The organism is Porticoccaceae bacterium LTM1, from assembly GCA_030252795.1.
Lineage (GTDB): Bacteria > Pseudomonadota > Gammaproteobacteria > Pseudomonadales > Porticoccaceae > SCSIO-12696.
Genome location: CP127080.1, coordinates 1,603,616 through 1,615,766 on the forward strand (window position 1 = coordinate 1,603,616; position 12,151 = coordinate 1,615,766).

At 50.4% G+C, this 12,151-nt stretch carries 12 protein-coding genes; 1 reads left to right on the top strand and 11 read right to left on the bottom strand.

Going from position 1 to position 12,151, the window contains the following annotated elements:
* Window positions 1-19 precede the first annotated feature (19 nt).
* Together QP938_06955 and QP938_06960 are read right to left on the bottom strand one after the other, a co-directional pair.
* Window positions 20-931: a DUF58 domain-containing protein gene (locus tag QP938_06955; GenBank protein WIO73054.1), complete on the bottom strand. Its 912-nt coding sequence runs from the start codon at window positions 929-931 to the stop codon at window positions 20-22.
* A 47-nt stretch (window positions 932-978) separates the two neighbouring features.
* Complete coding sequence (locus QP938_06960; protein ID WIO73055.1) at window positions 979-1,899, bottom strand: MoxR family ATPase; 921 nt, start codon at window positions 1,897-1,899, stop codon at window positions 979-981.
* A 152-nt stretch (window positions 1,900-2,051) separates the two neighbouring features.
* Between QP938_06960 and QP938_06965 the strand changes: the two genes are divergently transcribed.
* On the top strand, window positions 2,052-3,194 hold the full coding sequence (locus QP938_06965) for a methyltransferase (GenBank protein WIO73056.1): 1,143 nt from the start codon (window positions 2,052-2,054) through the stop codon (window positions 3,192-3,194).
* Window positions 3,195-3,330: 136 nt separating this feature from the next.
* Here QP938_06965 and QP938_06970 read toward each other — a convergent pair whose 3' ends face one another.
* The 9 genes from QP938_06970 to QP938_07010 form a co-directional block, all read right to left on the bottom strand.
* Window positions 3,331-4,533: an O-succinylhomoserine sulfhydrylase gene (locus QP938_06970; GenBank protein ID WIO73057.1), complete on the bottom strand. Its 1,203-nt coding sequence runs from the start codon at window positions 4,531-4,533 to the stop codon at window positions 3,331-3,333.
* A 22-nt stretch (window positions 4,534-4,555) separates the two neighbouring features.
* A complete protein-coding gene (purF, locus tag QP938_06975; protein ID WIO73058.1) occupies window positions 4,556-6,082 on the bottom strand; it encodes an amidophosphoribosyltransferase in 1,527 nt (508 codons plus the stop codon).
* A gap of 61 nt (window positions 6,083-6,143) precedes the next feature.
* Entirely contained in the window at window positions 6,144-6,638 is a 495-nt protein-coding gene (locus QP938_06980; GenBank protein ID WIO73059.1) for a CvpA family protein, read from the bottom strand.
* 53 nt (window positions 6,639-6,691) lie between these two features.
* Window positions 6,692-7,285, bottom strand: a complete 594-nt coding sequence (locus QP938_06985; protein WIO73060.1) for an SPOR domain-containing protein — start codon at window positions 7,283-7,285, stop codon at window positions 6,692-6,694.
* A 16-nt stretch (window positions 7,286-7,301) separates the two neighbouring features.
* A complete protein-coding gene (gene folC / locus QP938_06990) occupies window positions 7,302-8,513 on the bottom strand; it encodes a bifunctional tetrahydrofolate synthase/dihydrofolate synthase (protein WIO73061.1) in 1,212 nt (403 codons plus the stop codon).
* A 7-nt stretch (window positions 8,514-8,520) separates the two neighbouring features.
* Window positions 8,521-9,405 carry an acetyl-CoA carboxylase, carboxyltransferase subunit beta gene (gene accD, locus QP938_06995; protein WIO73062.1) on the bottom strand — a complete coding sequence of 295 codons (885 nt, stop codon included), beginning with the start codon at window positions 9,403-9,405 and terminating at the stop codon, window positions 8,521-8,523.
* 24 nt (window positions 9,406-9,429) lie between these two features.
* Window positions 9,430-10,248: a tryptophan synthase subunit alpha gene (gene trpA / locus QP938_07000; GenBank protein WIO73063.1), complete on the bottom strand. Its 819-nt coding sequence runs from the start codon at window positions 10,246-10,248 to the stop codon at window positions 9,430-9,432.
* 9 nt (window positions 10,249-10,257) lie between these two features.
* Complete coding sequence (gene trpB, locus QP938_07005; GenBank protein WIO73064.1) at window positions 10,258-11,466, bottom strand: tryptophan synthase subunit beta; 1,209 nt, start codon at window positions 11,464-11,466, stop codon at window positions 10,258-10,260.
* A gap of 35 nt (window positions 11,467-11,501) precedes the next feature.
* Window positions 11,502-12,125: a phosphoribosylanthranilate isomerase gene (locus tag QP938_07010; protein WIO73065.1), complete on the bottom strand. Its 624-nt coding sequence runs from the start codon at window positions 12,123-12,125 to the stop codon at window positions 11,502-11,504.
* Window positions 12,126-12,151 lie beyond the last annotated feature (26 nt).

A 12,151-nucleotide genomic window follows, 5' to 3' on the forward strand; every position in this document is an offset into this window, starting at 1 on the left:
GGAATTTGCCAGCTCGGCGTCACCTTGAATCCCCTTCCTGAAACAACGCTAGTGCTGTCAGGATTTGATGCAAGTGACTTTCTCCACGACTGGGAGTAATCTCAACACTCGGTAATTTCAAACCATAATCCGCAGGGCGCTTAGCCAATTCCAAAGCTTGCCCACATAGCCTGGACAACCGCTGCTCAGTTCCCTGCCCGGCAAACGCATCCCAATCAAGCCAGCACTGCTCGTCAACTGCGTCGCCGTATTGTTTACTGAATAACCCTCTTTCACTGGCGTATTGCTTCCAGGCCACTTGCTGAAGTGGCTCACCCTTCTCATAAGTTTTCAGGCCGATAAAGTCATCACTGCCATTACCATTTATCAGCCGTCCATCATCCGCCGGGGCGTGTTGATTGTGATTAACAGATGAGAAGATAGGTTTTGGGTACACCAATGCCTGACAATCCAGATCAAGATAGGTCCACACCCGCAACAGACCCAACGGGTAAACACTCTCTACTCGTACTCGTCCGGGTTTAAACAAGCCACGGCGGCTTGTATATGCGCTTACGAATATATTTTTTTTGGGTTCAAGCTCGAGGCTTTCTACCTCTACAGGCCCGCCTTTAAAGCTCAATCGAATATTGTGCCGGGGACGCTTTCCATTGTGAGAAATTAAAATATCAAAGAGAGCATTTTGGCCTGCAAATACCGGCTCAGCGCCGGAGAATTGTAGCTCGAGGCCGGCAAGATTGGCGTAACTGTGTAATATCGCTGTAATGAACATACTACTGAGTAAAACAGCAACACCAAACACGAGGTTATTCTGGTAGTTAGTCGCTAACAACCAGAGTACAACCAAGACAAAAAGATAGGCAAATCCGGCACCGGAAGGGAAAACAAACAACTTGTTCTGGTCAAGCCGGATGCGCCTTGCAGTTGGCACCCGCCTGTCAAGCCACTGAATGAAGCTCCTTTTTAGCCAACTTGCCATCATTCGATAATATCGACGGTATTCAGCATCTGTGTCACCAGCCGCTCGCCAGGAAGTGATCCGGCGTCACCGCGCCCCATCAATCGGTGCCCCCAGACAGCCGGCAGTACCTGCTGAAGGTCTTCTGGAATCACATAGTGGCGATCTTCGAGAAGCGCCCAAGCCTTCGCGCAATTCAATGCACCCAGCGCTCCACGCGGGGAAATCCCAATCTCCAGGCTCGCGTCTGAACGGGTGTAATGAATCAGCCTCTGCAGGTAATCAAGCAAGCTGTCCGATACTTTCACCGCTTTGATACTCCCTTGCATCTGCTCCAGTTGATCAGCAGATACCACCGCCTTGAGCCCTCTAAGCAGCTCCCTGGGATCAGTGCCAGAGAGTAGCTGTCGTTCCGCTTTTAGATCCGGATAACCCAGGGATATTCTCATCAAAAAACGATCCAGCTGCGACTCCGGCAGAGGAAAGGTACCCGACTGATGAAAAGGGTTTTGTGTGGCAATAACAAAAAATGGCTGTGGCAGTGGCCGTGTTTCGCCTTCAATGGACACCTGCCCTTCAGCCATCGCTTCCAGCAAGGCACTTTGGGTCTTTGGCGTACTGCGGTTGATTTCATCAGCGAGGATCACTTGGTTAAAGATAGGCCCCTGATGGAAATTGAACTGACCTGTCTGCTTGTCAAAGACCGAGACACCCAGAATGTCGGCAGGCAGCAGGTCACTGGTAAACTGCACACGGCTATAACTGAGGCCCAATGCCTGAGCCAGCGCATGAGCCAGCGTGGTTTTCCCCATTCCGGGCAGGTCTTCGATCAACAAATGGCCACGAGCCACCAGACAGGCTAATGCCAATCGAATCTGCTGCTCTTTACCCACCAGTACCTGGCTGATGGCATCGACAATCTGGTCAGCGACTTTTTTCATGAAGACAGTGCATTCCTGAATCTATTTCCTAGTTTGAAATAGTGCCGCTCACACCAGCGAATGTACAGGACTGAAGTAACAAAATACGTCAGTTGGCTATTAATTGCTGTGCGTCAAAATGGTTTAATAGTCTTTTTGTTGGCTTATGCGTTATGGAAACACTCACCACCCCATTTGGTAGTCTGGCGTTGGCTCGTTACCCTCGGCGAAAGCGTGAAACTCTTCGTGCCTGGGATGCCGCCGACGAGTATTTGCTGGAACATATCCAGCAGGAAGATCTGCTGACCTCAACCAGGCGAATACTGATTCTCAATGACACTTTTGGCGCTTTGGCAGTTAGCTTGTGTAAAGGCTCTAATAAAGAAATCGCGTCAGTCAGTGACTCATGGCTTGCTCATCAGGGCTGCAAAGCCAACCTTGCAGGGAACAATCTCGACGCTGAAGCCGTGTCACTCCACTCAAGCCTCGATTGGCCTGAGGGGGCATTTGACCTTGTGTTGATCAAAGTGCCCAAGACATCGTCACTACTGGAAGACCAGCTTTATCGTCTTAGGGAACATCTCGATAGCAAAAGTGTGGTTTTGGCAGCTGGCATGGCCAAAGGAATACACACCTCCACCCTGAAACAGTTTGAACAATTAATAGGTGAAACCCGCACCTCACTCGCCAAAAAGAAAGCCCGGCTGATTTTTGTTGAGCCCGATTTATCGAAAAATGTCGACAAAGAAAACCCCTACCCGATCAGCTATTTCCTGGATGGTTATGACTTTCAAATTCACAACCACGCCAATGTTTTCTCAAGGGAAAAGCTCGATATCGGCACTCGTTTTTTCCTTGAGCATATTCCGGGTATTGATGAGCCCAGACAAATAATTGATCTGGGTTGCGGGAATGGATTGGTTGGCATAGTCGCCGCCCGCAAGAACCCTTCGTCGACCATCACATTTGTCGATGAGTCATTTATGGCGGTAGAGTCAGCAAAGCTGAATTTTGAAAGCTCTTTCCCTAATCGAAATGCAAATTTCCAGGTAACTGACTGCCTGGCGGGGATTGCACCGGATAGTGCAGATCTTATTCTCAACAACCCGCCCTTCCACCAGCAGCATGCCGTGGGCGATCACATTGCAATGCAAATGTTTGAAGAGTCGAAAAAGGTGTTAAAGCAGCATGGCGAGCTATGGGTAATTGGCAACCGTCACTTGGGCTACCACGTAAAATTGAAACGCCTGTTTGGAAATTGCCAGACTGTCGCGAGCAATCCTAAATTTGTGATTTTGAAAGCATTTAAGCGTTAGATCAGGGGAAGCGCCACTTTGGGTAGGCGTGTCATCCAGGTTGTAACAAAGGGCGTCAATGTCAGTGAGTACAAGTGCCTTTGTTACTCCCGGGATACGACAGGAAGGACCAATAATGCGGTCTAAGCGAATAGCATTAACTTATAGCCGCAAAACCACGTTGCAAGTCAGCCTTGATATCTTCAATATCCTCAAGGCCTACCGCCACACGAATCAAACTATCCTTGATTCCCGCGTTGGCGCGCTGTTCATCGGTCAGGCTGCCGTGAGTGGTTGTGGCAGGATGAACGATCGTGGTTTTTGCATCACCAAGGTTGGCAGTCAGTGACAGTAATTGAACGCTGTCAATCAGCTTCCAGGCCTGCTGCCTACCACCATCAATTTCAAACGCGACAACACCACCAAAAGCACGTTGCTGGGCTTTCGCCAATGCGTGGCCCGGGTGATCCTCCAATCCGGCGTAATAAACCTTGGTGACTTTTGGATGCTGTTTTAACCAACGGGCAAGCTCAAGAGCGTTGGCACTGTGCGCTTCAACCCGAAGCCGCAAGGTTTCCAAACCTTTCAGGAACACCCAGGCATTAAACGGACTCATGGATGGGCCACATGCTCTAATAAATGCCCGAATACTGCCCATCTCCTCGTTGCGACCAACCACTGCGCCGCCCAATGCTCGACCCTGTCCGTCGATATACTTGGTGGCCGAGTGAATAACAATATCAGCCCCAAGCTCCAACGGTTTTTGCAATGCCGGAGTACAGAAGCAGTTATCGACAACCAAAAGTGCATCTATGCTATGAGCCAAATCCGCAAGCGCACGAATATCACCCACTTCGGCACGAGGATTTGACGGGGTTTCCATAAACAGCATTTTGGTATTTGGCTTAATGGCCGCACGCCACTCATCGAGATTGCTGAGTGACACAAAGGTAACTTCCAGGCCAAACCGACAAAGATGCTTGGTGAGCATCGCAGTGGTTGAACCAAATACATCCTTGGAACAAACCAGATGATCACCAGCATTCAGCAACGCCATAAAGGTAGTCATTATGGCTGCCATACCAGAAGCCGTACCAACGCCCTGCTCTGCACCTTCCATCGCCGCAATACGCTGCTCAAAGGCACGAACTGTAGGGTTGGTGTAGCGACTGTATACGTTGCCCACACGCTCATCAGCAAAGGTTTTTGCCATCTCTTCAGCGTTGTTAAACGTGAAGCTGGAAGTCAAAAACAGTGCTTCGGAATGTTCATGCTCGTGTGAGCGTGAGATTCCCGAGCGAATGGCCAGAGTATCCAGGCCAGCGTTCTCTAGCGCTGATTTATCTTTGCTGTCCGACATTTGAAACCCTTACTTACAATTCTCAGTTCGCTGAAGCGTTGTGAATACCGATCAAGTCGGTAGGCTCAGGTGCATCACCTTTCTTTTTGTTTTTTGCGCTATCGCTGCGTGCCGCTTTCAAGGCATCGAAATACGCTTCGTCAATGTCACCAGTGATGTACTTGCCATCAAATACAGCGCAATCGAATTCTTCAATATCGCTGTTACCCTCTTTTGCCGCTTCTACCAGATCTTCCAAATCCTGGTATATCAGTTTGTCTGCACCGATCAACTCGCAAATTTCTTCAACTGTGCGGTTGTAAGCAATCAATTCACTGGCAGCCGGCATATCAATGCCGTAGACGTTTGGATGTCTTACCTCTGGTGCCGCAGAAGACATATAAACCTTATTGGCACCGGCGTCGCGGGCCATCTGGATAATTTCACCAGAAGTTGTTCCGCGAACGATAGAGTCGTCAACCAACAAAACATTTTTGCCCTGGAATTCGAGTTTGTTCGGGTTTAATTTCTGACGGACCGATTTTTTCCGTTGCTTCTGGCCTGGCATAATAAAAGTACGGCCGATGTAACGGTTTTTCATAAAACCTTCCCGCAGCTTCAAGCCAAGTCGCTCAGCTATGGTTTGCGCGGCTACACGGCTGGTATCGGGGATCGGAATAACAACATCGATATCGTGATCCGGCATTTCCCTCAGGATTTTCTCCGCCAGCTTTTCACCTTGACGCAGACGGCACTTGTAAACGGAAATGTCGTCCAGCATGGAGTCCGGGCGGGCAAAATAAACGTGCTCAAAAATACAGGGAACCAGCTGTGGATTTTGTGCACATTGACGCAGGTGGAGGTTACCTGCCATATCAACAAACAGTGCTTCACCGGGTTTAATGCTGCGTACCAGTTCGTAACCCATGGTGTCGAGTGCAACACTCTCTGAGGCCACCATATACTCGGTACCTTTTGCGCCTTCACGCTTACCGTACACAAGCGGGCGAATGCCGAAAGGATCACGAAACGCGAACAAGCCGTAATTGGCAATAATTCCTACCACTGCATATGCACCACTACAACGCTTGTGCAGGCGCTCTACGGCAGCAAAAATATCGTCAGCTTCCGGTTGAAGCTTGCCCTGTAATTGCAGTTCATGAGCAAATACGTTGAGCAGCAGTTCAGAGTCGGAATCTGTATTTACATGGCGCATATCGGATTTGAAAATGTGCTCATGCAATTGCGTTGAGTTGGTCAGGTTGCCATTGTGTGCCATGCAAATGCCGTAAGGCGAATTCACATAAAATGGCTGTGCCAATGCCGGACTGGAGCTTCCAGCCGTTGGATAGCGGACATGGCCAATACCGATGTTGCCCTCCAGCAATTTCATGTGACGAGTGTGGAATACGTCCTTCACCAGGCCATTATCCTTGCGCTGATGGAATACGCCATTCTTGAAGGTCGTTATGCCAGCGGCGTCCTGCCCCCGATGCTGTAACATGGTCAATGCGTCATACAGTTCGAGATTGACGTCGCTATGTCCAAAAATGCCGGCTATGCCACACATACTTCAATGCACCTTTAACTTCGAAAAATAAATTTAATAGTTACTCTGTCACCAGTTGCTTTCAGAAAAAGCCACCAGCCCATTCATAAATGGCCGCGCCCGCAGTGCGTGCCCAGCCTTCAAATTTCAAAAAATAAGGAATCAGAACTGATTCATGCCACCAGGCATCCTGGGTAACCGGGAGAGCTTGTGGCAATAAAATCAAAATCACTAATACAACCAACAGCCCCCTGGCCGTACCAAACAACATTCCCAGAAAGCGATCGGTCCCTGTGAGACCTGTCGCCCTGACAAGTTGCGAAATCAGGTAATTGACGATGCCACCAACTATCAAGGTCAGAACAAACAGCCCCAACCAGGCGGCAGCCTGGCGCAACGATGGGGTTTCAATCAGATTTGTCAGCCACTGGGTGACTTGCGGGTAAAAAGTCATCGCGACAAAGAGTGCTGCAACCCACACAACCAGGGACAATGCCTCCCGTACAAAGCCACGAACCACACTGATCAGTGCGGAAACTCCAACAATGGCGATAATAGCCCAGTCGGCCCAAATCATCGGGTAATTCCAGGTTGGTTTAGATAAGCGTGCATTGTACCAGACAGACTGTGCTATGACTCAAACTTGAGTAACAGGGATTTCACGCGGTATTTGCGGTCAATATCCTGCTGGTGCTTCTGGGCTGTGCCTTTATCGATATTCGGGCCCACATAAACTCGAAAGTAGCCCTGACGTCGCGCCTCTCTCTGATAGGCCTTGTAGCCATCTGTAATAAGTTTCTCGACCAGTTGTTGAGCTTTTTCCTGCTCCTTGAAACTGCCCACCTGAATCACCCAGCCTTCAGGCAGGTTTTGCTCGCTCAGCTTTGGCGGCTCAGGTTCATTTTGCACTTTTGGCTGCTCGTCCCGGGCCATTTCAGCATCAGAAGATCCAGGTTGTTGTTTTGCCGCAGCTATTTCAGCCTCAACCTCGGTTCGGGACTGATCAAATTGATAGGCTTTATCCAACTCGGCAGGGTAATCGATATCCGCTGGCCGGTCCGGTTCGGCTACGGTTACCGGTTCAATCTGGGGCCTGGGTGGAATTTGACTGGTACGATCTATGATGCGCTCGGCATCGAAATTAAACACCATTGGCAGGAAAATAACTGCAATCACCACCAGAACAAGTGCCCCGACGATCCGCTGCTTCAATCCGTCGTTCAATGCTCTACTCCCAAGATCAAAGGGTTATGCCCCGCTGCTGCAACCATTCAAGTGCTGCCGCAACAGTGAAAAATGAGCCAAACACAAGCACCCTATCGCCTTCCTGGCCAGTTGCCAATAGATTATCCAGTGCGTCACAGACAGAGCCGGCAATTAGAGGTGAACTGCCATGATCTGTCAGCTTGCCAGCCAGAAGTTCTGCACTGGCTGCACGCTGATTCCCAGGCAAATCACAGACAACCCACTTTCCGACACCGGGAGTGAGAATATCCAGCACACCATCAATGTCTTTGTCGGCCATCATCGCGGTCACAGCAGTGCAACCATTAAAATCGTTTGCAACCATCTTTTGAGCCAACATGGCCGCCGCAGCTGGGTTGTGCGCCACATCCAGCACCAAGTCAATACCATTAACCGAAAAGCGCTGAAAACGGCCGGACAGACCGGTTTCCTGAACCAGGCGGGCCTTGGTGTCAACTGACAGCGATATGTTCAGAATTTCGGCGGCTTTTATCGCACAGGCTACGCTAGGCAGCGGCAGTGATGGTTGCGGCAGCTCAGATGGGTACTGAAAGTCGCGTCCCAGATAGCAGCTCGCTGCACGAATCTCATTGACGACAGATTCAAAATTGATGGGCAATTGCTGCTCACCAACCAGCAGTGGCTTACCAGCCCTGGCGATACCGAGCTTCTCAACCGCTACTGCTTCGCGTGTATCACCCAGCCAATCCTGATGATCAAGGTCGATACTGGTGATAATAGAAATATCTGCATCGAGCAAATTGACTGCATCGAGGCGACCGCCGAGGCCGACCTCCATCAATGCGACATCAACGCCAGCCTCAGCTATCACCACAAATGCAGCCAAAGTGGTGAACTCGAAATAGCTCAGGCTAACATCACCACGCGCAACCTCAACCTGCTCAAAGGCCCTGCAGAATTGCTCATCGCTGGCAGAGTGGCCATTAATGCGCACGCGTTCGTTGAAGCGCAACAGGTGCGGCGAAGTGTAGGCACCTACAGTTTTACCTGCTGCCAGCAGCATCGCCTCAAGAAAAGCGACACAGGAACCTTTTCCGTTAGTACCACCAACGGTAATTATCCGGGGCGCAGGACGAACAAAAGCGAGGCGGCTAAATACATCACCGACTCGCTCAAGTCCTAAATCAATTTCAGTGGGGTGGCGTGATTCCAGTAGTTTCAGCCACCCTTGCAGGCTATTGCTCACGTACGATTCAGCTATCCGACTCTTCAGTCTCAAAAGCCTCACGACCGGTAAACTTGGCCAGTAGACGAGCTACTGTATCGCGCATGTCACCGCGAGGAATAATCATGTCAATTGCGCCATGCTCCAACAGGAATTCCGCACGCTGGAATCCTTTTGGCAGTTTCTGTCGAATGGTCTGCTCGATAATATTCGGCCCGGCGAAACCGGCACGTGCACCAGGTTCTGCGGCGTTAATATCACCGAGCAGTGCCAAACTGGCAGAAACTCCACCATAAACCGGATCGGTCATGATTGAGAAGTACGGCGTACCCTGCTGCTTGAGCTTCTCGATAATGGCGCTGGTTTTTGCCATCTGCATCAGGGAGATCAATGCTTCTTGCATGCGCGCTCCGCCAGTGGCCGGGAAGCAGATGAGTGGAATATTTTCCTCCAGTGCCAACTTGGCTGCACGGGTGAACTTTTCACCGACAACGTAACCCATAGAGCCACCATGAAACGCAAACTCGAAAGCCACCACAACAATCGGCATACCCTTAAGCTCACCGCGCATGGCGACAACAGCGTCTTTTTCACCAGTGGCTTTTTGCGCATCGCTCAGGCGATCCTTGTACTTTTTAACATCCTTGAATTTCAGGCGATCAATCGGTAATACATCAGTGCAGATTTCCTGACGATTATCTTTATCGAGAAAAACATCCAAACGGCGACGTGCGCCAATTCGCATGTGATGGTCGCACTTCGGACATACATCCAGGTTACGCTCCAGCTCTGGTCGATATAAAGGAGCACTGCACTTCGGACACTTTTTCCAAAGACCTTCCGGGACACTTTGGGTGCGGTCTTTTTTCTGTGTAGTGAGCCCTTGGGGTCTGATCTTGTTTAGCCAGCTCATATCGCTTTCCGTCAAATTATCTGCTTAAACTTGTTCGTCCAGTGCCGCACGCATTTCTTTTACAATGCTGGCGATGGACTCGGTAATTTGGTTTGCATCTGAATTCAGTTTTGCCTGCTCTGCCATGGCATTGACCAGGACACTTCCCACAACGGCTCCATCGGCAGATGAAGAAGCTGCTCGCGCCGTGGCTCCATCTTTAATGCCAAAGCCTACGCATACAGGAAGATCTGTCAGCGTGCGAATTTCCGCCACTTTTTGTTGAACCGATTCAACGTCCAGATGCCCGGCACCAGTGACACCTTTCAGGGAAACATAATAAATATAGCCGCCCGCAAGCTCGGCGATACTCTTTTCCCTGCTCAGGGTTGTGGTCGGTGCAATCAGGAAAATATTTTCCAGGCCGTGCTGACGCAGGATTTTCGTAAAATCCTCAGCTTCCTCAGGCGGGAGGTCCACTGTAAGTACACCATCAACACCTGAAAATTGCGCCTGCTCAGCAAACTGCTGGTAACCCATTTTTTCGACGGGATTGGCGTAGCCCATCAAAACTACCGGAGTCTCGTCATCGTGTTCACGAAACTCTGCCACCATGGCAAGGGTATTACGCAAACTGGTCTTGTGCTTCAGCGCCCTTTCATGCGCCAGCTGAATTACCGGACCTTCTGCCATTGGGTCGGAAAACGGCACACCAATTTCAAGAATATCGGCACCTGCTGCCACCAGTGCGTGCATCGCTGGCACAGTAATTTCCTTGAATGGATCACCAGCTACAATGTAAGGAACTAACGCCTTTCGACCTTGAGCCCGAAGTGTTGTCAGTTTTTGGTTGATTCGGTTCACTGAAAATCCTTAGACGGTAATGTCGTCAATCTCGGCCATGGTCAAAATATCTTTATCACCACGCCCCGAGAGGTTAACAACAATCACCTGATCCGGTGACATGGTTTTTGCCAACTTTTCGGCGTAAGCCAGTGCATGGCTCGACTCAAGGGCCGGCATAATACCTTCAATTCGGGTCAATTTCCTGAATGCTTCAAGCGCCTCATCGTCATTGATTGCGACATAATTTACCCGACCCTGATCTTTCAGCCAGGCATGCTCAGGGCCTACGCCCGGGTAATCAAGACCAGCCGAAACGGAGTGGGTTTCAATAATCTGTCCGTCGTCATCTTCCATCAGGTAGGTTCGGTTACCGTGCAAGACTCCGGGTACACCGACTGTAAGAGGCGCAGCGTGACTACCTGTTTCGATACCTAGGCCACCTGCCTCAACGCCATACATAGCGACAGTTTCATCAGCCAGCATCGGGTGGAAAAGGCCGATAGCGTTAGACCCACCACCGACACAGGCAACCAGTGCGTCTGGAAGTTTGCCGGTCATTTCGAGGCACTGTTCACGGGCCTCGCGACCGATTACCGACTGAAAATTGCGCACCAGCTCCGGGTATGGGTGAGGACCCGCACAAGTGCCGATGATGTAAAAGGTATTGTCGACATTGGTAACCCAATCCCGCATCGCTTCGTTCATAGCATCTTTTAGGGTACGAGAGCCGGATGATACCGGGTGTACCGTGGCACCAAGCAGTTTCATTCGATAGACATTGAGCGCCTGGCGCCGTACATCTTCCTCGCCCATATAAACATGACACTCAAGCCCAAGGCGGGCACATACGGTCGCTGAGGCAACACCATGCTGACCAGCACCGGTTTCGGCAATGACCCGGGTTTTACCGCTGTACTTGGCCAGAAGAGCCTGGCCAATTGTGTTATTAATCTTGTGGGCGCCAGTGTGGTTGAGGTCCTCACGCTTGAGGTAAATCTGGGCACCACCAACTTCTCTGGACCATCGCTCAGCATGATACAAAGGTGAAGGTCGACCGACGTAATGAGCCAGGTCGCGATCAAACTCGGCTTGCAATTCAGGGTCTGATTTCAGGTTTTCGTAATTTTTTTCCAGCTCATCGAGAGCGTGGATCAAGGTTTCAGAAACAAAGCGTCCACCATACGGCCCAAAATGGCCCTTGGTGTCGGGTACCTGACTGTAATCTTGTTTCGACATCGTAAAATGACTCGTATTAATTTATCCGTCGACTCTTACCAAGTGACAGATTTAGCGCGTTCTATAAAAAGTTCAATTTTCTGGGGGCACTTTTTGCCTGGAGCAGACTCTACCCCGCCACTCACATCAACCCCGTAAGGCTTTACTAGCTTAACCGCCTCTGTGACATTTTCTGGGTTCAAACCTCCGGCCAGTACAAACGGAGTTTCAGCTTTTGGCAAGCGCTGCCAGTCAAAAGTCTCACCGGTACCGCCATATTTACCGGGCTGCCAGGAGTCAAATAAAACTCCACTGGCACCTTGCCAGCGCTCAATCTCATCAACCGGATCAAGATCCGGGCTCATTCGCAGTGCCTTATACCACGGGCGATCAAACTGACGACAAAACTCTGCCGACTCATCTCCATGGAATTGCAGTATATGCAATGGCACTTCGGCAACTACAGCCTCCACCTCTTCAACTGAGGCATTAACGAATAAACCAACTACCGAGGTATAGGGACCAACTGCACGGGCTATCTGAGCTGCACACTGTGCACTGACATTGCGGGAACTGCCCGAATAGAACACCAGACCAATCGCATCGGCACCGGCATTTGCTGCAACGATCGCATCCTCAACGGAGGTGATACCGCATATTTTCACGCGAGTTGCTGTCAAGTGCACTCCAGAGTCCGGTGGCTGCC